Origin of the sequence: Variovorax sp. IB41, assembly GCF_016405905.1 — a bacterium.
Classification (GTDB): Bacteria; Pseudomonadota; Gammaproteobacteria; order Burkholderiales; family Burkholderiaceae_C; genus Variovorax.
Window position 1 is genome coordinate 1 of sequence record NZ_JAEFCB010000019.1, and the last position, 20,241, is coordinate 20,241.

The window sequence follows — 20,241 nt, forward strand, 5'->3', positions numbered from 1 at the left end:
CCAAGGGCGATCCGCGCATCGTGGATTCCACCGGCGCGCTCGAAATGGGCACCGATCCCAAGCGCATGCTCGTCTTGGGCGGCGGCATCATCGGCTTGGAAATGGGCACCGTGTATTCCACGTTGGGCGCACGCCTGGATGTGGTCGAAATGCTCGACGGCCTGATGCAGGGCGCCGACCGCGACCTCGTGAAGGTCTGGCAGAAGATGAACGCGCCGCGCTTCGACAACATCATGTTGAAGACCAAGACAGTCGGCGCCGAAGCCACGAAGGAGGGCATCAAGGTCACCTTCGAGGGCGAAAACGCGCCCAAGGAGCCGCAGGTGTACGACCTCGTGCTGCAGGCCGTGGGCCGCAGCCCCAACGGCAAGAAGATCGGTGCCGAGAAGGCCGGCGTCACGGTGAGCGACCGCGGCTTCATCCCGGTGGACATCCAGATGCGCACCAACGTGCCGCACATCTTCGCCATCGGCGACATCGTGGGCCAGCCCATGCTGGCGCACAAGGCGGTGCACGAGGCCCACGTGGCGGCCGAGGTGATCGCCGGCGAGCAGAAGGGCGACAAGGAACTCTCCAGCGCCGCCTTCAATGCCCGCGTGATCCCCAGCGTGGCCTACACCGACCCCGAAGTGGCGTGGGTCGGCCTCACGGAAGACCAGGCCAAGGCCGAAGGCATCAAGGTCAAGAAGGGCCACTTCCCGTGGACCGCATCGGGCCGCGCCATCGCCAACGGCCGGGACGAAGGCTTCACCAAGCTGCTGTTCGATGCCGAGACGCACCGCATCCTGGGCGGCGGCATCGTCGGCACGCATGCGGGCGACATGATCGGCGAGATCGCGCTGGCCATCGAGATGGGCGCGGACGAGATCGACATCGGCAAGACCATCCACCCGCACCCGACGCTGGGCGAAAGCATCGGTATGGCGGCGGAAGTGGCGCACGGCACCTGCACCGACCTGCCGCCGGTGAAGAAGGCCGCCTGATAGCTCGGTAGAGGCAGAGGCGCTATCGGCGCCCATAAAAAAATCCCGCCTCGGCGGGATTTTTTTCGTCCTGATCCTTGAGGGATCGGAAGGTGATCAGTCGCCGGTACGGGCGTTGGCCGCTGCGGCCTTGATCTCTTCGGTCGGTGCGCCGCCGAGCACGCGGCGGGCGCCGTCGAAGCGGCGCTGCCAGTAGCTGCCGTTCATGTCTTCGACACGAACCTGGGCGCCCGAGCGGGGGGAATGGATGAACTTGCCTTCGCCGACGTAGATGCCGACATGGCTGAAAGCGCGGCGCATGGTGTTGAAGAACACGAGGTCGCCGGGCTTGAGCTGGCTGCGGTCGATCTTCTCGGTGGCGGCGGCTTGCTCTTCGGCGCGGCGGGGGAGCATGTGGCCGACGGTCTGGTTGTACATCGCGCGGACGAAGCCGCTGCAATCGAAACCGGATTCCGCCGTATTGCCGCCGCGGCGGTAAGGAACGCCCAGGAAGCCGATGGCGGTGACCACCAGGTCGGAAGTTCGTTCGGTGACGGTTTGACGGACCTGCTTGAGTTGCCCGATCAGACCCTTGTCTGCGAGCAAGCCGGCCAGTTCGTCATCGGTTCGGTCCTGTGAAGGGGCTGCATGGACAGCGACGGCAAACAGGAGGGACGCGGGTAGGACGAAAAAACGCATGGCGCGTAGGATATTGATGACGCGCAGTTATGTCAATTTAAACTGAATTAGCGAATGTGTCTGCAAATCATTGATTTGCTTGAATTTTTCCGATTCGGCCGAATAAAAAATGTAACGGTGGACCTTTATGTTCCATAAGTGGTTCGTTTCAAATGGGCCTTCGGGACCGAAGTGAACTGTCCGGTGGGGTAGATGCTGACGCTATTTCTCGCCAAGATGGCGCCAACTGCCCGGAAAAAACATGAACTTTCGGATTAACTTGGCCATTCGCCTCGCCGGCCGCGCCGTTTTCATTGCCGCGCTCGGAGTTGGCGGATTGTCTTTTGCCCAAGGGCGCCCCGAAACGGTGGCGAGCGGCCTCGAGAACCCATGGGGCGTGAGTTTTCTGCCGGGCGGCCGCTACATCGTCACCGAGCGCCCTGGTCGCATGCGGCTGATCGGCGCAGACGGCAAGATCGGCGCCCCCATCGCAGGCCTGCCCGCCATCGCCGCGGGCGGCCAGGGCGGTTTGCTCGACGTGCTGGCCGATTCGGGCTTCGAGAAGAACCGCACGCTGTACTTCTGCTTTTCCGAACCTGAGGCCAGCGGGTCCGGCAACAGCACCGCGCTGGCGAGCACGCAACTGTCGGCCGACGGCGCCCGGCTCGAGAACCTGAAGATCATCTTCAGCCAGAAACCCAAGGTGGCGAGCCGCTCGCATTTCGGCTGCCGCATCGTCGAGGCGCGCGACGGCACGCTGTTCCTCACGCTGGGCGACCGCTTCAGCCGCAAGGACGACGCGCAGAAGCTCGATAACCACCATGGCAAGGTCGTGCGGATCAACAAGGACGGCTCCGTGCCGAAGGACAACCCGTTCGTCGGCAAGCCGGGCGCGCTGCCCGAGATCTGGAGCTACGGCCATCGCAACGGGCAGGGCGCCACGCTCGCGCCCGACGGCCGCTTCTGGATGACCGAGCACGGCCCGCAGGGCGGCGACGAAATCAACATCCCGCAGGCCGGCCGCAACTACGGCTGGCCGGTGATCACCTACGGCGAGAACTACGGCGGCGGCAAGATCGGCGACGGCATCACGGCCAAGGACGGCATGGAGCAGCCGCTGCACTACTGGGTGCCGTCGATCGCGCCTTCGGGCATGGCGTTTCTCACGAGCGACCGCTATGGCGCGGCCTGGAAGGGAAACCTCTTCGTGGGCTCGCTGAAGTTCGGCTACCTCGACCGCATCGAACTGAAAGACGGCAAGGTGGTCGCCGAGCACAAGCTGCTGACCGACAGCCGGGCGCGCATCCGCGACGTGAAGCAGGGGCCGGACGGTTTGCTCTACGTGCTGACCGACGAGTCCGACGGCAAGCTGCTGCGCCTGCGCCCGAACTGAGGCGCCGCTTCAGCCGGGGCAGCCCGGCAGCGGCAGCGTCGGCAGCATGCGGCGCCAGAGCCGCGTCCACTCGGGCCAGTCGTGGCCGCCTTGCGTCGTGAAGACGCGGTCCGCCGGCAGCGCGGCCGCCAGCAGCCGGTGGCTGAAGGCAAAGCGGTCGTCCACCGCGTAGCCCAGATAGAGCGGCGGCCGCGCGCCGAAGGTGGCCGTGGTGCCCACGTAGCCGCGCATCCATCGCCAGAGCTGCGTTTCGTTCGGCGTGCGTGGATCGCTGCCGGGCGGATCGCTCAACGGGCCGGTCCAGCGGGCGATGCCGCCGGCATTGGCGATGTCGGTGCTGAGGCCGCGTTCGCCGAGATAGGGCGCAAGGGTGACGAGGCCCGCGAGCTCGCCGGGGTGTGTCTGCGCATAGAGCAGTCCGCCGAAGCCGCCGACCGAGATGCCGACGATCCAGATGGACTTGTAGCCTTGGCTGCGGGCCGGCGCCATCACGTCCTGGCTCAATCGCTCGAGGATGGTCTTGCTGTTGTAGTAGCCGAGGTGCGCATCGACCCGCATCACGTCCACCGCAAGGCGGTTGTCGTTCAGGGCGCTGACGAAGCCTTCGCGCACGAACTCGTCGGGGTGCGAGTACGCGCCGGGCAGCATCACGACGAGCGTGTCGGCGTTCCGCGTGCAGGTGCTTTTCTCGAGCGTGGTCTCCAGCGGCACCTTGGCCGTGCGCAGGCCGCCGCAGCCGGTGGCCAGGAGGGCCGCACAAAGCGCCGAGAGAATTCGCATCCGCCGGAGTCTAGGCGCGCTCGGCGCTCTCGTTGCGCCGCGAGGCCGGCAGGTCGACCATCACCGGCTGGCCGGGCGTGGTGCAGCCGGTGTCGCAGCATTTGCCGGGCTGGCGGTTCTTCGTGATGGCGCGTGCCGGGTCGTGTGGCGCCGCGGCCGGCGATCCGTCCGCCGCGATGCCGCGTTCCAGGATGCGCTCGACCAACTCGACCTTGGAGCCGACCGGGTAGTTGCGCCAGATCTCCTGCTTCATCGCCGCCGGCGAGCCGCCGCCGTGCAGGCTGATCACGCTGTACCAGCCGCCCTGGTAGCCGGCCGTCAGGTCTTCGATGAAGCGGGCCGTCTCGATCCGCTGCTCGTAGGGAATCGCCGGGTTGGCGCGCAGCACGTCCGACAGGCGCGCGGCGGTCTCGGGGTTGTGGTCTTCGTCGGGGCCGGGCAGCGTGACGATCAGGCCGCCGCTCACGTAGTGCGCGATGCGGTGCATGTCGTAGATCTTTGTCGCGAGCAACAGCTTGCCGATGTTGCTGAACACCGGGTCGGGCATGAAGACCTCGCAGTGTTCATCGGCCTTGCCGTAGACGCTGGCCGCCACGCCGCAGGCGAAGAAACTCTCGGTGATGGTGATGAGCTCGACCATCTGCTCGCGCAGGTGGCTTTCCTTGCCGGGGTCGAAGCCGTTGGCCTCGCACATCAGTGCGCCGGCGCCGATCAAGAGGTCGCCGAAACCCGCGCGCGCGCCGATGCAGCTGTGGCGATGGTGGGTGGCGTAGCTGTAGGTGAGGTGGCCCGAGTGTTCCCATTCGCCGGCGTAGAACACGCGCTCCCACGGCACGAACACGCGGTCGAACATGCACACGCCGGTGCTCTGGCCGTACTTGCGGCTGAAGAGGGCGTCGCCGTGCTCGAACTTCTCGCCGGGGCGGCCGGCAGGGCGCGCGACGATGGTGAGGCCGGGCGCGTCCAGCGGCACGGCGCAGCAGACGGCGAAGTCGGCGTCTTCCCGGCCCATGTTGCGGCAGGGCATGACCAGCAGTTCATGCACATAGGGCGCACCGGTCACGATCGCCTTGGTGCCCGAGATCACGATGCCGCGCGCATTGCGCTCGACCACGTGCAGGTAGCTGTCGACATTCGCCTGCTCGTGCGGCCGGCGGCTGCGGTCGCCCTTGGCGTCGGTCATGGCGACGCCCAACGTCAGGTCCTGGTCCTGCACGCGGTGCAGGTACTCGCGAAAGCGCGCGGTGTGCTCGGTGCTGCCGCGCGCGTCGTCGATGCGGGCCGACACCTGGGCGATGGCGTTGAGCGCGTCGTGCGTGAGGTAACGCTGGGCGCAGCCGGTTTCCTGGCAGACCAGCCGCACGGCCTCCAGCTTGTTGAGCAGGTCGCTCGAACTGGTGTTGATGTGCGAGAGCCGGTTCACCCGCTTGCCGCTGGTGTGCTGCACGGCGGTCATCAGGGGCTCGTACTGGGTCTTCAGCGCGTAGTCGTAGGTGAGGGCGATGGCATTGATGCCGGGCTGGAAGGCGGCTTCGTCGGCCACGCTGTCGACGCGGCGGCCATCGACAAACACGTTGGGGCTGTAGCGGCGCAGCGATTCGCGGTAGTCGGCGCCGGATATGAGGGCGGCGGGGAGCGGGGCGTTCATCGTTTTTTGTCTCCGGTTTTTTGATCGTCGGCGTAAATATTTGAACATCGTTCATTTTTTATATCAACGTTAAAAAATATGAACTGGCGCGCAATCCGGGGCTTATAGTGTCGCCCATGCACGCCAAGCTCCAACGCCGCCAGACCCTCACCGACGCCCGCCGTGCCCTGGTGCTCGACGCGGCCCGCACGGTGTTCTCGGAAGCGGGGATCGAGGGCGCGAGCATCCGCGAGATCGCGAAAAAGGCCGGCTACACGCCGGGCGCCATCTACTCGTACTTCGAGAGCAAGGAGGCGATCTACGCCGCGCTGCTCGATGAATCGCTGCTGCGCCTGCAGGCCGCGGTGGCCGAGGCGAAGGTGTCCAGGTCCCGGCCGGACAAGACCCTGGCTGCCAAGGCGCAGGCGTGGTTCGACTTCTACGCGGCGAACCCGCGCGACCTGGACCTCGGCTTCTACCTCGTGCATGGCATGCGCCCCCGCGGCCTGACCAGCGAGCTGGACCATGAACTGAACGACCGCCTCTACGACGCGCTGCGCCCCTGCGAAGACGCGCTGCTGGCCATGGGCCTGGACGCGGCGCTGGCGCTGCAGGAAAACACGGCCCTCTTCGCGCACGGCGTCGGCCTGCTGCTGATGCAGCACACCGGGCGCATCCGCATGTTCCGGCAGTCGGCCGATGCGCTGTTCAAGACCTACCTGGCGCAACTGACCGAGCGATCCGCCGCCCCGGCGACGAACGAAGACGCCACCGGGCCCGCCGAGGCGGGCCAACCCGATCTTTTCGGTGGTACGGTTCAGCCCCATCCAACCGATACCTGAAAGATCCCGTTCATGCTGCTCGATGCCTCGCTCTCCCAACTCGTTCTGGTCGACTACCAGGCGCGGCTGATGCCGGCGATCTTCGAGAGCGAAGCGGTCGCGCAGAACGCGGTGCGGCTGGGCAAGCTGGCGCGGCTGTTCGAGGTGCCGGTGTTCGGCACCGAGCACAACCCCTCCAAGCTGGGCGAGAACATGCCCGACATCCGCGCGCTGTGCCAGCGCACCCTGCCCAAGATGCATTTCAGCGGCGTGGAAGAGGGCCTGGGCGAGTGGCTGCGCGTGCCGGCCAAGGCGCCGCAGGGCAATGCCCGCAGCCTGCCCAAGCACCTGCAGAAGCCCGCCGCCGCGGCCGAGGAGCGCAACACCATCGTGATCGCCGGCTGCGAAGCCCATGTCTGCCTGTTGCAGACCGCGCTCGATTTGTTGGAAGACGAGTTCGAAGTCTGGGTGGTCACCGATGCCTGCGGCTCGCGCACCGAGCGCAACCGCGACGCCGCGTTCGACCGGCTGGCCGGCGCTGGCGCCGAGCTCGTGACGACCGAGATGGTTGCCTTCGAGTGGCTGCGCACCGCGGAACATCCGGCATTTCCTGAAGTGCTCGCGCTGGTCCGATAGCCCGATACCCCGATAGCTAAATTGCGGCCTGCCGGGCAGGGCTCGGCCGGATTGTTCCGGCCGTCAGCTTGCTGCAAGATCGGCCTCCATAATTATGAATTCAGTTTTGGCGAGGCTGCCGAAACCGGACCCATAACAGGAGACAAACCGAGATGAGCCGCTACGAAGAGTTCTACCGCCAGTCCGTCGACGCGCCCGAGGCCTTCTGGGCCGAGCAGGCGAAGCTGATCGACTGGCAGGCCCCCGCCACGCAGATCCTCGATGCCAGCCAGCCGCCGTTCGCGCGCTGGTTCGTGGGCGGCACCACCAACCTGTGCCACAACGCGGTCGACCGGCACCTGGCCGCGCGCGGCGACCAGCCCGCGCTGATCTTCGTTTCCACCGAAACCGGCGTGGAGAAGAGCTACAACTTCCAAGAACTGCACGCCGAGGTGCAGCGCACCGCCGCCAGCCTGGTCGAACTGGGCGTGGGGAAGGGCGACCGCGTGCTGATCTACATGCCGATGATTCCCGAGGCCGCCTTCGCGATGCTGGCCTGCGCGCGCATCGGCGCGATCCATTGCGTGGTGTTCGGCGGCTTCGCGAGCGGCTCGCTCGCCACGCGCATCGAAGATGCCGAGCCCAAGGTCGTCGTGAGCGCCGATGCGGGCTCGCGCGGCGGCAAGGTCATCGCGTACAAGCCACTGCTGGACGAGGCGATTCGCCTGTCGACGTACAAGCCGGCCGCCGTGCTGCTCACCGACCGCCGCCTCGCGCCCATGGACCTGACCGCCGGCCGCGACCACCTGGCCAGCGACCTGCGCCAGAAGCACATCGATGCCCAAGTGCCCTGCACGTGGCTCGCCTCGACCGACATCAGCTACACCATCTACACGAGCGGCACCACCGGCAAACCCAAGGGCGTGCAGCGCGACGTGGGCGGCTACGCCGTGGCGCTGGCCGCGAGCATGAAGCACATCTTCGACGGCCGGCCCGGCGAAACGTATTTCTCCACCAGCGACATCGGCTGGGTCGTGGGCCACAGCTACATCGTGTACGGCCCGCTGATCGCCGGCATGGCGACGATCCTGTACGAGGGGCTGCCCACCCAGGGCATCGACCAGCAGCCCGACGGCGGCATCTGGTGGCGCCTGGTCGAGAAGTACAAGGTGACGGTGATGTTCAGCGCGCCCACCGCGGTGCGCGTGCTCAAGAAGCAGGACCCGGCGCTGCTGAAGAAGTACGACCTCTCGACCCTGCGCGCGCTGTTCCTGGCGGGCGAGCCGCTCGACGAGCCGACGGCGCGCTGGATCAGCGAGGGCCTGGGCGTGCCGATCATCGACAACTACTGGCAGACCGAATCGGGCTGGCCGATGATCACCATCGCCAACGGCGTGGAGGCCAAGCCGAGCAAGTTCGGCAGCCCGGGCATCCCGATGTACGGCTACCGCATCAAGATCCTGCATGAATCGACGGGCGAGGAACTCACCGCGCCGAACGAGAAGGGCGTGGTGGTGGTCGAGGGCCCGACGCCGCCCGGCTTCATGCAGACCGTGTGGAAGGACGACAAGCGCTTCGTCGACACCTACTGGAAAAGCGTGCCCGGCAAGATGGTCTATTCGACCTTCGACTGGGGCATCCGCGACGCGGACGGCTATTTCTACATCCTCGGGCGCACCGACGACGTGATCAACGTCGCGGGCCACCGCCTGGGAACGCGCGAGATCGAGGAGAGCATCTCGGGCCATGCCAACGTGGCCGAGGTCGCGGTGGTGGGCGTGGCCGATGCGCTCAAGGGGCAGGTGGCGATGGCCTTCGTCGTGCCGAAGGACGGGCGCGCGGTGACCGACGCCGATGCGGCCCTGAAGCTCGAGGGCGAGATCATGAAAGTGGTGGCCGACCAGCTCGGGGCCCTCGCGCGGCCGGCGCGCGTGCGCTTCGTCTCGGGCCTGCCCAAGACCCGCAGCGGCAAATTGCTGCGCCGCGCCATCCAGGCCGTGTGCGAGGGGCGCGACCCGGGTGACCTCACCACCATCGACGACCCCGCCACGCTGCAGCAGATCAAACAGTTACTCGATAGAGGCTGATATCTTCCCCATGGGGGTTGCGGACCCCCATGCCGGCGTCATATGGTTGACGTGGCACAATGCCAAGGTACTCAGGCCCTTCCCCAGCCACAGTCGCATCCGCCAATCGGTTCAGCCGTGTCGCGGAAGGTTTCTTAACCAGCTAGTGCTTCCTTCAGGGAAGCGAAGGTCAGCGGATCATGAGCGATTCCTCTACGCCCACGGCGTACACCGCCTATCAAGGCAACACCTACCTCTTCGGCGGCAATGCGCCCTATGTCGAGGAGATGTACGAAAACTACCTCTCCAACCCCGGCAGCGTTCCCGACAACTGGCGTTCGTACTTCGACGCCCTGCAGAACGTTCCCGCGGCCGACGGCACCAACACCCGCGACGTCCCGCACCTGCCGGTCGTCAACGCGTTTGCAGAGCGCGCCAAGCAGGGCACGACCAAGGTCGTGCAGGCCAGCGGCGCCGACTCCGAACTCGGCCGCAAGCGCACCGCCGTCCAGCAGCTGATCGCCGCCTACCGCAATGTCGGCGCACGCTGGGCCGACCTGGATCCCCTGAAGCGCGCCGAGCGCCCGGCCATTCCGGAACTCGAGCCCTCGTTCTACGGCTTCACCGATGCCGACCTGGAGACGGTGTTCAACACCAGCAACACCTTCTTCGGCAAGGAGACCATGTCGCTGCGCGACCTGCTCAACGCCTTGCGCGAAACGTACTGCGGCACGATGGGCGCCGAGTACATGTACACCACCGACCAGAACCACAAGCGCTGGTGGCAGCAGCGGCTCGAAAGCGCCCGCACCAATCCGCAACTGAACGCGGACCAGAAGAAGCACGTGCTCAACCGCCTGACCGCGGCCGAGGGCCTGGAGCGCTTCCTTCACACCAAGTACGTCGGCCAGAAGCGCTTCTCGCTCGAAGGCGGCGAGAGCTTCATCGTCTCGATGGACGAACTGATCACCCAGGCCGGCGCCAAGGGCGTGCAGGAAATCGTGATCGGCATGGCCCACCGCGGCCGCCTGAACGTGCTGGTCAATTCGCTGGGCAAGATGCCCGCGGACCTGTTCGCCGAGTTCGACCACACCGCCCCCGAAGAGCTCCCCAGCGGCGACGTGAAGTACCACCAGGGCTTCAGCTCCGATGTGACCACCCCTGGCGGCCCGGTGCACCTGAGCCTGGCGTTCAACCCCTCGCACCTCGAGATCGTGAACCCCGTGGTCGAAGGCTCGGTGCGCGCCCGCATGGACCGCCGCGCAGACCCGCTGGGCAAGCAGGTGCTGCCAGTGATCGTGCACGGCGACGCCGCCTTCGCAGGCCAGGGCGTCGTGATGGAAACGCTGGCGCTGGCCGAAACCCGTGGCTATTCCACGGGCGGCACTGTGCACATCGTCATCAACAACCAGATCGGCTTCACCACCAGCGACCCGCGCGACAGCCGCTCGACGCTGTATTGCACCGACATCGTCAAGATGGTCGATGCGCCGGTGCTGCACGTGAACGGCGACGACCCCGAAGCCGTGGTGCTCGCCACCCAGCTCGCGCTGGACTTCCGCATGGAATTCCAGAAGGACGTGGTCGTGGACATCATCTGCTTCCGCAAGTTGGGCCACAACGAGCAGGACACCCCCTCGCTCACCCAGCCGCTCATGTACAAGAAGATCGCCCAGCACCCCGGCACGCGCAAGCTGTACGCCGACAAGCTGGCAGCTCAGGGCCTGGGCGACACGCTCGGCGACGACATGGTCAAGGCGCAGCGCGCGGCGTTCGACGAAGGCAAGAACACCGTCGATCCGGTGCTCACCAACTTCAAGAGCAAGTACGCCGTCGACTGGAGCCCGTACCTCAACAAGAAGTGGACCGACGCCGGCGACACTGCCATTCCGTCGTCCGAGTGGAAGCGCCTGGCCGAGAAGATCACCACGGTGCCGGCCGGCTTCACGGTGCACCCGCTCGTGAAGAAGGTGCTGGACGACCGCGCCGCCATGGGCCGCGGCGACGTGAACGTCGACTGGGGCATGGGCGAGCACATGGCCTTCGCGTCGCTGGTGGCCAGCGGCTATCCAGTGCGCCTGTCGGGCGAAGACTCGGGCCGCGGCACGTTCACGCACCGCCACGCCGTGCTGCACGACCAGAACCGCGAGAAGTTCGACACCGGCACCTTCACGCCGCTGCAGAACGTGGCCGAGAACCAGGCACCGTTCGTCGTCATCGACTCGATCCTGTCGGAAGAGGCCGTGCTCGCGTTCGAATACGGCTACGCCTCCAACGACCCGAACACGCTCGTCATCTGGGAAGCCCAGTTCGGCGACTTCGTGAACGGCGCGCAGGTGGTGATCGACCAGTTCATCGCCTCGGGCGAAGTGAAGTGGGGCCGCGTCAATGGCCTCACGATGATGCTGCCGCACGGCTACGAAGGCCAGGGCCCCGAGCACAGCTCGGCGCGCCTGGAGCGCTTCATGCAGCTGAGCGCGGACACCAACATGCAGGTGGTGCAGCCCACCACGGCCAGCCAGATCTTCCACGTGCTGCGCCGCCAGATGGTGCGCAACCTGCGCAAGCCGCTGATCATCATGACGCCCAAGTCGCTGCTGCGGAACAAGGACGCGACCTCGCCGCTGTCCGAGTTCACCAAGGGCAGCTTCCAGACCGTCATTCCCGACAGCAAGGGCCTGAAGGCCGAGAAGGTCAAGCGCCTGATCGCCTGCTCGGGCAAGGTGTACTACGACCTGGCCAAGAAGCGCGAAGAGCAGGGCAACGACGACGTGGCGATCATCCGCGTCGAGCAGCTCTATCCGTTCCCGCACAAGGCCTTCGCCGCCGAGATCAAGAAGTACCCGAACCTCGCGGACGTGGTGTGGTGCCAGGACGAGCCGCAGAACCAGGGCGCCTGGTTCTTCGTGCAGCACTACATCCACGAAAACATGCAGGACGGCCAGAAGCTGGGCTACTCCGGCCGCGCCGCTTCGGCATCGCCGGCGGTGGGGTACTCGCACCTGCACCAGGAACAGCAGAAGGCGCTCGTCGATGGCGCATTTGGCAAGCTCAAGGGCTTCGTGCTGACCAAGTAATCCAGGCCTCCTTTCACACGAACACCCTCAAGAAAAACACGGAGCAATCTCCAAATGTCTATCGTAGAAGTCAAAGTCCCCCAGCTTTCCGAATCCGTGGCCGAAGCCACCATGCTCACCTGGAAGAAGAAGGCCGGCGACGCCGTCGCCGTCGATGAAATCCTGATCGAGATCGAGACCGACAAGGTCGTGCTGGAAGTGCCCGCACCCTCGGCCGGCGTGCTGGCCGAAATCGTGCAGCCCGATGGCGCCACCGTGGTGGCCGACCAGCTGATCGCCAAGATCGACACCGAAGGCAAGGCCAGCGCCGCAGCGCCTGCTGCGGCACCCGCTGCCGCAGCCCCCGCTCCGGCCGCTGCTGCGCCGGCAGCCGCAGCAGCCGCCACCGGCGGTTCGAAGTCCGACGTTGCCATGCCCGCCGCCGCCAAGCTGCTGGCCGACAACAACCTGAAGACCGGCGACGTGGCCGGCACCGGCAAGGACGGCCGGGTCACCAAGGGCGACGTGCTCGGCGCCGTGGCTTCGGGCGCCAAGCCCGCAGCACCTGCTGCAGCCATTCCGGCACCGGCCGCCAAGCCCGCGCTGCCGCAGGTCGCGGCACCGGTCGGTGCGTCCGACCTGGGCGAGCGCCCGGAACAGCGCGTGCCGATGAGCCGCCTGCGCGCCCGCATCGCCGAGCGCCTGATCCAGTCGCAGTCGACCAACGCGATCCTCACCACGTTCAACGAAGTGAACATGGCGCCCGTCATGGAACTGCGCAAGCGCTTCCAGGACAGCTTCACCAAGGAACACGGCGTGAAGCTGGGCTTCATGTCCTTCTTCGTGAAGGCCGCGGTGCATGCGCTCAAGAAGTACCCGGTGATCAACGCCTCGGTCGACGGCAACGACATCCTGTACCACGGCTACTTCGACATCGGCATCGCCGTCGGTTCGCCGCGCGGCCTGGTGGTGCCGATCCTGCGCAACGCCGACCAGATGAGCTTTGCCGACATCGAGAAGAAGATCGCCGAGTACGGCAAGAAGGCGCAAGACGGCAAGCTGGGCATCGAAGAGATGACCGGCGGCACGTTCTCCATCTCCAACGGCGGCACCTTCGGCTCGATGCTCTCCACGCCGATCATCAACCCGCCGCAGTCGGCCATCCTGGGCGTGCACGCCACCAAGGACCGCGCCGTGGTGGAGAACGGCCAGATCGTCATCCGCCCGATGAACTACCTGGCCATGAGCTACGACCACCGCATCATCGACGGCCGCGAAGCCGTGCTGGGCCTGGTCGCGATGAAGGAAGCGCTGGAAGATCCGTCGCGCCTCCTGTTCGACATCTGATCCACGCGCGCTGCCGATGGAGTGGCATTGCAAGCCTTTCGACGCTTTGACGGTGTCGCAGCTCTACGCGATTCTGTCGGCGCGCAGCGAAGTCTTTGTCGTGGAGCAGCGCTGCGTGTACCTCGACCCCGACGGCAAGGACGCGCAGGCGCACCACCTCTTCGCGATGGACGATGTGAGCGGTGCGGACGGCGCACAGGGCCGGCCGCAGGTGGCTGCGTACCTGCGGCTCCTGCCGCCGGGCGTGTCCTACGAGGAGGCCTCGATCGGCCGCGTCCTCACGGGCACCGCGTACCGCGGCCGGGGCCTCGGGCAGGAGCTCCTGAACCGGGGTCTCGCACAGGCGAACGGGTTCTGGCCCAACGCCGCGCTGCGGATCGGCGCGCAGGCGTACCTGCAGAAGTTGTATGAGTCGGTGGGCTTTGCCTCGGTGGGCGAGCCCTACGACGAAGACGGGATACCGCACATCGAGATGGTGCGGCGCGTTCATCACTAAATTTTCGGAAATCAAATGACCACCAAACAATTCGACGTCATCGTCATCGGCGGCGGCCCCGGCGGCTACATCGCCGCGATCCGTGCGGCGCAGCTGGGCTTCAACGTGGCCTGCATCGACGAGTGGAAGAACGCCAAGGGCGGTCCCGCGCTCGGCGGCACCTGCACCAACGTCGGCTGCATTCCCTCGAAGGCGCTGCTGCAATCGTCGGAGCATTTCGAGCACGCCGGCCACGGCTTTGCGGACCATGGCATCAACGTGTCGGGCCTGTCGCTGGACATCGGCAAGATGCTGGCCCGCAAGGACCAGGTCGTGAAGCAGAACAACGACGGCATCACCTACTTGTTCAAGAAGAACAAGATCACGTCGTTCCACGGCCGTGGCTCGTTCGTGAAGGCCGCCGAAGGCGGCTACGAGATCAAGGTGGCGGGCGCCGCCGAGGAAACCATCGTCGGCAAGCACATCATCGTGGCCACGGGCTCCAATGCCCGCGCGCTGCCCGGTGCGGCCTTCGACGAAGAAAACATCCTGTCGAACGACGGCGCGCTGCGCGTCGGCGCCGTGCCCAAGAAGCTCGCGCTGATCGGCTCGGGCGTGATCGGCCTGGAAATGGGTTCGGTGTGGCGCCGTCTCGGCTCGGAAGTGACGGTGCTCGAAGCGCTGCCCACGTTCCTGGGCGCAGTGGACGAACAGATCGCCAAGGAAGCCAAGAAGGCGTTCGACAAGCAAGGCCTGAAGATCGAACTGGGCGTGAAGGTCGGCGAAATCAAGTCGGGCAAGAAGGGCGTCTCGATCGCCTGGACCAACGCCAAGGGCGAAGCCCAGGTGCTGGACGTCGACAAGCTGATCGTCTCGATCGGCCGCGTGCCCAACACCATCGGCCTCGCAGCCGATGCCGTGGGCCTGGCGCTGGACGAGCGCGGTGCGATCACCGTGGACAGCGACTGCAAGACGAACCTGCCCAACGTGTGGGCGATCGGCGACGTGGTGCGCGGCCCGATGCTGGCGCACAAGGCCGAGGAAGAGGGCGTTGCCGTGGCCGAGCGCATTGCCGGCCAGCACGGGCACGTCAACTTCAACACGATTCCGTGGGTGATCTACACGCACCCCGAAATCGCGTGGGTCGGCCAGACCGAGCAGCAGCTCAAGGCCGAAGGCCGCGCCTACAAGGCCGGCACCTTCCCGTTCCTGGCGAACGGCCGCGCACGCGCGCTGGGCGACACGACCGGCATGGTCAAGTTCCTGGCCGATGCGACGACGGACGAGATCCTGGGCGTGCACATGGTGGGCCCGCAGGTCAGCGAGCTGATCTCCGAAGCCGTGGTGGCCATGGAGTTCAAGGCCAGTGCCGAGGACATCGCACGCATCTGCCACGCGCACCCGTCGCTGTCGGAAGCCACGAAGGAAGCCGCTTTGGCGGTGGACAAGCGCACGCTCAACTTCTGATGCGCTGATCCCTTGGCCAGCGTCAAAGAGGCTTACGAGAAGGAACTCGCCGCGCGCGGGTTCCACAGCGATCCCGCGCAGCTGCATGCCGTGGCGGCGCTGGATCGCTGCGCGAACGAATGGGCCGAGTACAAGGCCCAGCGTTCCAACGCGCTGAAGAAGTTCATCAACCGGCCCGAGCTGCCGCGCGGCGTCTACATGTACGGTGGCGTCGGGCGGGGCAAGAGCTTCCTGATGGACTTGTTCTTCAACGCCGTGCCGCTGCGCCGCAAGACGCGGCTGCACTTCCACGAATTCATGCGCGAGGTGCACCGCGAACTGCGCGAATTGCAGGGCACGGTCAACCCGCTCGACGAATTGGGACTGCGGATTTCGAAGCGCTACAAGCTCATCTGCTTCGACGAGTTCCACGTGGCGGACATCACCGACGCGATGATTCTTCACCGTCTCTTGGTGTCGCTGTTCGAGAACGGCGTGGGCTTCGTCACTACCTCCAACTTCAAGCCCGACGACCTGTACCCCGGCGGGCTGCACCGCGACCGCATCCTGCCCGCGATCGCGCTGCTCAACGAGAAGCTCGAAGTGCTGAGCGTGGACAACGGCACCGACTACCGGCGCCGCACGCTCGAGCAACTGCGCATGTACCTCACGCCGAACGACGCGTCGGCCGAGAAGGAAATGCGCAAGGCCTTCGACAAGCTCGCAGAGACGGCCGACGAAAACCCGGTGCTGCACATCGAGGCGCGCGAGATTCGTGCGCGGCGCAAGGCCGGCGGCGTGGTCTGGTTCGACTTCAAGACGCTGTGCGGCGGACCGCGCTCGCAGAACGACTACCTGGAGATCGCCAGCCAGTTCCACACGGTGCTCCTGTCCGACGTGCCGCACATGCCGGTGCGCATGGCCTCGGAAGCACGCCGTTTCACCTGGCTGGTGGACGTCTTGTACGACCGGCGCGTGAAGCTCATCATGTCGGCTGAGGTTCCGCCCGAGGCGTTGTACACCGAGGGTCCGCTGGCGCACGAGTTTCCGCGCACGGTCTCCCGGCTCACCGAAATGCAGTCGAGCGAGTTCCTCTCCCTGGAACGCCGCATCGTCGATACCCGACTCACATGAAAAAAATCGCCCTTGCCTTGCTGATGACGTTGGCCAGCCTTCCGCTCTGGGCGCAGTCGAACGCCGCGGCCGGCAACGCCAACCTCGATGCCGAACGCAGCCGGCTCTCCAGCGAACGCGAAGCGATCGAAGCGCGCTTCGTGCTGGAGCGCACGGCCTGCTACAAGAAGTTCGCGGTCGAGGACTGCCTGCGCGAGAGCCGCGGCCGTCGGCGCACGGAGCTGGACAGCATCAAGCGCCAGGAAACGGCGATCAACGACATCCAGCGCCAGCGCGCCGGTGCCGCGGAGTTGCAGAAGCTCGACCAGAAGGCCGCGACGCAACGCCCGGCGGACACGAACGAAAAGAAAGAGCAGTCGCAGCAGGGCCAGAAGGACCGCGAGCAGCGCGCCGCCGACCATGCCACCAGCCGTGCCGCCACGGCCGCCGAGGCCGCCGAGCGCCAGCGGCAGTTCGACGACAAGCAGAAGGCGCACGCCGATGCACAGGCCAAGGCCGCACAGCGCCGCGCCGAGGCGCCGACCACCGCCGCGCAGTTCGCCGACAAGCAGAAGAAGGCCGAAGAGCACAGGGCGAGCCGCGAGCGGCAGAACGCCAACCGCACCAAGCCGCGCGGCGCGCCGCTGCCGCCGGCCACGGCCGCATCAGCGCCGGCGCGCTGAGCGCGATGCGATCAGGCGGTGGCCGCAGCGGCCGCCGTCTCCGGCAGCGAGTCGAACTTCAGCACGGCGATCGAGATGTTGTCGCCCGTGCCGCGAGCCCGGCGACGCGCTTCTCCCACCAGGATTTCGACCGCATCGCGCGGCGGCTGCGCATACAGCACGCTCGCCAACTCCGCGGGGCTGAAGTAGTGCCAAAGGCCGTCGCTGCAGGCCATCAGCAGGTCGCCCGGCTGCATCTTCGGGATGTAGTGGGGGTCTATGGGGGGCGGCGTCGTGGCCATGCCCAGGCACCCGAGCAGGATGTTGCCTTGCGGATGCACGTTGGCCTCGGCCTCGCTGATCTGGCCGCGGTCGACCAGCGCCTGTACGTACGAATGGTCGCGCGTGCGCTTGATGAGTTGCCCGTCGTGAAAGTGATAGATGCGCGAGTCGCCCGCATGAATCCAGGCGCAGTCGCCCTTGGGGTTCATGAGGAACGCGGCCAGCGTGCTGTGCGGTTCCTGCTCGCTGGAGATCGCCGTGAGCTTGATGACCGTGTGCGCGTCGTCGAGCAGTTGGCGCAGCACGGCCTCGGGGTCGTCGCGGTCAGGGTGGTAACGGGTGAAGAGCTGGCGCGCGGTCATCAGCACCTGGTCGGAGGCCTTGCGGCCACCGCTGCGGCCGCCCATGCCATCGGCGATGACGCCCAGGACACAGCCCGGCGTGCGCGGATGGCTCATCATCAACACCTGGTCCTGTTGATAGGGACGGTCTCCCTTGTGGAGGCCGGTGGCGGCGGCAAGTCGAAAGCCTTGGGTCATGAGCACATGTGCGCCGAAGGCGCGCTTCCTGTCTTCTCGTAAATTCGTATCAGGACGTATTATCGAATGAACATGCGCCGCGCAAACCCTGCGTTCGCACACCCACCGTTGGACTCCAATCTCCACTCCCTTTCCCGCCAGCTGATCGAACTGCGCATCGAGCACGCCGATCTGGACGCCACCATCGACCGCCTCGCCGAAGCCTCGCCGCAAGACGAGCTCCTGCTGCGGCGCCTGAAGAAGCGCCGTCTCGCGCTGCGCGACCAGATCACGCGCGTGGAGAACATGCTCGACCCGAGAGAGCCCGCGTGACCGATACGCTCGAGGACAAGGTGCGCGATGCGTTCGCGCAGGGCGGGGTGCTTTCGCACGCGGCCGAACAATTCCGCGAACGCTCGGGCCAGACCGACATGGCGATGGCGGTGGCCCGCACCATCGACCAGGGCGGCGTGCTGGTGGTCGAGGCCGGCACCGGTGTCGGCAAGACTTTTTCGTACCTCGTGCCGGCCCTGCTGAGCGGCGAGCGCGTGCTGCTGTCGACCGCCACCAAGACGCTCCAGGATCAATTGTTTGGCCGCGATCTGCCGCGGCTGGTCGAAGCCTTCGGGCTGCCGGTGCGCACGGCCCTCTTGAAGGGGCGCGGCAGCTACCTGTGCCTGCACCGGCTCGACACGGCGCGCCACGACGCCTCGCTGCCCGAGCGCGGGAGCCTGCGCACGCTCGCCAAGATCGAGCAATGGTCCAAGGCCACGCGCACCGGCGACCTGGCCGAGCTGCCGGGGCTGGACGAGCGCTCGCCGCTCATTCCGCTGATCACGTCCACGCGCGAGAACTGCCTGGGCGCGCAGTGCCCGCAGTTCAAGCCCTGCCACGTCAACCTGGCGCGGCGCGAGGCGCTGGCGGCCGACATCGTGGTCATCAACCATCACCTGTTCTTCGCCGATCTCGCGGTGCGCGAGACCGGCATGGCCGAACTGCTGCCGACCGTGAGCGTGGTGGTGTTCGACGAGGCACATCAACTCAACGAGACCGGCGTGCAGTTTCTCGGCGCGCAACTGGGCAGCGGCCAGGCGCTCGACTTCGCGCGCGACATGCTGGGCGCCGGCCTGCAGCATGCGCGCGGGCTGGTCGATTGGCAGCAGCTGGTGGCGGCGGTCGAACGTGCCGCGCGCGAACTTCGGCTCGTGGTCGGCAAGCAATGGCCCGGCGCCAAGCTGCGCTGGTTGGGGCAGTCGCCAGAGGGCGTCGATCCGGGTGCCTGGCAGGGGGCGCTCGAAGACCTGCAGCATTCGTTCGAGGCCGCCGCCGAGGGGCTCGATACCGTCAGCGAAATTTCTCCGGACTTCGTGCGCCTGAATGAGCGCGCGCAGCAGCTCGCCAAGCGCGCGGCACGCTTCGCGCTGCCATGCGCGGTCGATTCGGTGCGCTGGGTGGACGTGGGCTCGCAACTGCGGCTGATCGAATCGCCGCTCGACATCGCCGAGGCGATGCGCAAGCGCGTGCTCAAGATCAGCGAGCCGGGCGACGAAGACGACAGCGACACCGACGCCTACGGCGAGCGCCCCGCGGTGCAGGAGCGGGAGCCCGACCGCCGCGCTTGGGTCTTCACCTCCGCCACGCTGGGCGACGAGCCCACGTTGCGCTGGTTCACCGAGCCCTGCGGGCTGGGCGATGCCGAGGTGCTGCGCGTGCAGAGCCCGTTCGACTACGCATCGCAAGCGGCGCTCTACGTGCCGCGCGTTTTTCCGAAACCCAACGACGCTTCGCACAGCGCGAAGGTCGCGCAACTTGCTGCACGCGGCGCCGCCGAACTCGGCGGCCGCACGCTGGTGCTGACGACCACGCTGCGCGCGTTGCGCACCATCGGCGACGCGATGAAGCAGCACTTCGAACTGCTCGATGCGGCGGTGCGGCCCGAGGTGCTGGTGCAAGGCGAACTGCCCAAGCGCGTGCTGATGGAGCGATTCCGCGAAGGCGCAAACGAGGGGCGTGCCGGCTGCGTGCTGGTGGCGTCGGCGTCGTTCTGGGAAGGCTTCGATGCGCCCGGCGATGCGCTGCAACTGGTGGTCATCGACAAGCTGCCGTTCCCGCCGCCCAACGATCCCCTGGTCGAAGCACGCTCGCAGCGCCTGGAAGCGCAAGGGCGCAGCTCGTTCAGCGACTATTCGTTGCCAGAGGCGGCCGTGGCGCTCAAGCAGGGGGCGGGGCGTTTGATTCGCCGCGAGACCGACAGCGGCGTGCTCGCGATCTGCGACACGCGGCTGGTGGCGATGGGCTATGGCCGCCGCCTGCTGGCGGCGCTGCCGCCGATGCGGCGGCTGGAAACCGAAGCGGATTTCGAGAGCGCCATCGGCGCCCTCAAGAATCCTTACTAGGCGT

Annotated in this window: 17 protein-coding genes; 13 read left to right on the top strand and 4 right to left on the bottom strand. The window is 66.6% G+C overall.

The genetic code is table 11. The features are described from left to right. A partial coding sequence (locus JC881_RS25755) for a dihydrolipoyl dehydrogenase family protein (protein WP_198788556.1) occupies positions 1–983 on the top strand: 983 nt, incomplete at its 5' end. Positions 984–1,079: 96 nt separating this feature from the next. Here the strand turns inward: JC881_RS25755 and JC881_RS25760 are convergent. Then, on the bottom strand, positions 1,080–1,661 hold the full coding sequence (locus JC881_RS25760; protein WP_198788557.1) for a C40 family peptidase: 582 nt from the start codon (positions 1,659–1,661) through the stop codon (positions 1,080–1,082). Between the two features lie 241 nt (positions 1,662–1,902). Here JC881_RS25760 and JC881_RS25765 point away from each other — a divergent pair, with 241 nt between their 5' ends. Beyond that, complete coding sequence (locus JC881_RS25765) at positions 1,903–3,033, top strand: PQQ-dependent sugar dehydrogenase (RefSeq protein WP_198788558.1); 1,131 nt, start codon at positions 1,903–1,905, stop codon at positions 3,031–3,033. 9 nt (positions 3,034–3,042) lie between these two features. On the opposite strand, the gene JC881_RS25770 is transcribed toward JC881_RS25765, so the two are convergent. Together JC881_RS25770 and JC881_RS25775 are read right to left on the bottom strand one after the other, a co-directional pair. After that, complete coding sequence (locus tag JC881_RS25770; RefSeq protein WP_198788559.1) at positions 3,043–3,813, bottom strand: alpha/beta fold hydrolase; 771 nt, start codon at positions 3,811–3,813, stop codon at positions 3,043–3,045. 10 nt (positions 3,814–3,823) lie between these two features. Then, positions 3,824–5,461 (bottom strand): 4-hydroxyphenylacetate 3-hydroxylase family protein, encoded by a 1,638-nt coding sequence (locus tag JC881_RS25775; RefSeq protein WP_198788560.1) that lies wholly within the window; start codon positions 5,459–5,461, stop codon positions 3,824–3,826. Positions 5,462–5,577: 116 nt separating this feature from the next. On the opposite strand from JC881_RS25775, the gene JC881_RS25780 reads away from it, so the two are divergent. The 9 genes from JC881_RS25780 (at position 5,578) to JC881_RS25820 (ending at position 17,062) form a co-directional block, all read left to right on the top strand. Continuing rightward, on the top strand, positions 5,578–6,282 hold the full coding sequence (locus tag JC881_RS25780; RefSeq protein WP_198788561.1) for a TetR/AcrR family transcriptional regulator: 705 nt from the start codon (positions 5,578–5,580) through the stop codon (positions 6,280–6,282). Between the two features lie 12 nt (positions 6,283–6,294). Then, complete coding sequence (locus JC881_RS25785) at positions 6,295–6,897, top strand: isochorismatase family protein (protein WP_198788562.1); 603 nt, start codon at positions 6,295–6,297, stop codon at positions 6,895–6,897. Between the two features lie 98 nt (positions 6,898–6,995). Beyond that, positions 6,996–8,963 carry a propionate--CoA ligase gene (locus JC881_RS25790; RefSeq protein ID WP_332875293.1) on the top strand — a complete coding sequence of 656 codons (1,968 nt, stop codon included), beginning with the start codon at positions 6,996–6,998 and terminating at the stop codon, positions 8,961–8,963. A gap of 179 nt (positions 8,964–9,142) precedes the next feature. After that, entirely contained in the window at positions 9,143–12,019 is a 2,877-nt protein-coding gene (locus tag JC881_RS25795; protein WP_198788564.1) for a 2-oxoglutarate dehydrogenase E1 component, read from the top strand. A 54-nt stretch (positions 12,020–12,073) separates the two neighbouring features. Continuing rightward, a complete protein-coding gene (gene odhB, locus JC881_RS25800; protein ID WP_198788565.1) occupies positions 12,074–13,345 on the top strand; it encodes a 2-oxoglutarate dehydrogenase complex dihydrolipoyllysine-residue succinyltransferase in 1,272 nt (423 codons plus the stop codon). Positions 13,346–13,397: 52 nt separating this feature from the next. Next, positions 13,398–13,841, top strand: coding sequence for a GNAT family N-acetyltransferase (locus JC881_RS25805; RefSeq protein ID WP_332875287.1), 444 nt, complete (start codon positions 13,398–13,400; stop codon positions 13,839–13,841). 15 nt (positions 13,842–13,856) lie between these two features. Further along, positions 13,857–15,287 carry a dihydrolipoyl dehydrogenase gene (gene lpdA, locus JC881_RS25810; protein ID WP_198788567.1) on the top strand — a complete coding sequence of 477 codons (1,431 nt, stop codon included), beginning with the start codon at positions 13,857–13,859 and terminating at the stop codon, positions 15,285–15,287. Positions 15,288–15,299: 12 nt separating this feature from the next. Next, positions 15,300–16,400: a cell division protein ZapE gene (zapE, locus tag JC881_RS25815; protein WP_198788568.1), complete on the top strand. Its 1,101-nt coding sequence runs from the start codon at positions 15,300–15,302 to the stop codon at positions 16,398–16,400. Beyond that, entirely contained in the window at positions 16,397–17,062 is a 666-nt protein-coding gene (locus JC881_RS25820; RefSeq protein ID WP_198788569.1) for a hypothetical protein, read from the top strand. The genes zapE and JC881_RS25820 overlap by 4 nt, the downstream gene beginning before the upstream one ends. An 11-nt stretch (positions 17,063–17,073) precedes the next feature. On the opposite strand, the gene JC881_RS25825 is transcribed toward JC881_RS25820, so the two are convergent. Beyond that, positions 17,074–17,862 (bottom strand): PP2C family protein-serine/threonine phosphatase, encoded by a 789-nt coding sequence (locus tag JC881_RS25825; protein WP_198788570.1) that lies wholly within the window; start codon positions 17,860–17,862, stop codon positions 17,074–17,076. A 108-nt stretch (positions 17,863–17,970) separates the two neighbouring features. Here JC881_RS25825 and JC881_RS25830 point away from each other — a divergent pair, with 108 nt between their 5' ends. Together JC881_RS25830 and JC881_RS25835 are read left to right on the top strand one after the other, a co-directional pair. Further along, positions 17,971–18,174: a YdcH family protein gene (locus JC881_RS25830; RefSeq protein ID WP_041943815.1), complete on the top strand. Its 204-nt coding sequence runs from the start codon at positions 17,971–17,973 to the stop codon at positions 18,172–18,174. Beyond that, positions 18,171–20,237, top strand: coding sequence for an ATP-dependent DNA helicase (locus tag JC881_RS25835; protein WP_198788571.1), 2,067 nt, complete (start codon positions 18,171–18,173; stop codon positions 20,235–20,237). Before JC881_RS25830 ends, JC881_RS25835 begins: the two co-directional genes overlap by 4 nt. The last annotated feature ends 4 nt before the right edge of the window (positions 20,238–20,241 follow it).

Bases quoted from the DNA above. Each gene is read 5' to 3' on its own strand.
- JC881_RS25765 (WP_198788558.1), top strand. From the start codon at position 1,903: ATGAACTTTCGGATTAACTTGGCCATTCGCCTCGCCGGCCGCGCCGTT.
- JC881_RS25770 (WP_198788559.1), bottom strand. From the start codon at position 3,813: ATGCGAATTCTCTCGGCGCTTTGTGCGGCCCTCCTGGCCACCGGCTGC.
- odhB (WP_198788565.1), top strand. From the start codon at position 12,074: ATGTCTATCGTAGAAGTCAAAGTCCCCCAGCTTTCCGAATCCGTGGCC.
- JC881_RS25780 (WP_198788561.1), top strand. From the start codon at position 5,578: ATGCACGCCAAGCTCCAACGCCGCCAGACCCTCACCGACGCCCGCCGT.
- JC881_RS25775 (WP_198788560.1), bottom strand. From the start codon at position 5,461: ATGAACGCCCCGCTCCCCGCCGCCCTCATATCCGGCGCCGACTACCGC.
- JC881_RS25795 (WP_198788564.1), top strand. From the start codon at position 9,143: ATGAGCGATTCCTCTACGCCCACGGCGTACACCGCCTATCAAGGCAAC.
- JC881_RS25820 (WP_198788569.1), top strand. From the start codon at position 16,397: ATGAAAAAAATCGCCCTTGCCTTGCTGATGACGTTGGCCAGCCTTCCG.
- JC881_RS25785 (WP_198788562.1), top strand. From the start codon at position 6,295: ATGCTGCTCGATGCCTCGCTCTCCCAACTCGTTCTGGTCGACTACCAG.
- JC881_RS25825 (WP_198788570.1), bottom strand. From the start codon at position 17,862: ATGACCCAAGGCTTTCGACTTGCCGCCGCCACCGGCCTCCACAAGGGA.
- JC881_RS25760 (WP_198788557.1), bottom strand. From the start codon at position 1,661: ATGCGTTTTTTCGTCCTACCCGCGTCCCTCCTGTTTGCCGTCGCTGTC.
- lpdA (WP_198788567.1), top strand. From the start codon at position 13,857: ATGACCACCAAACAATTCGACGTCATCGTCATCGGCGGCGGCCCCGGC.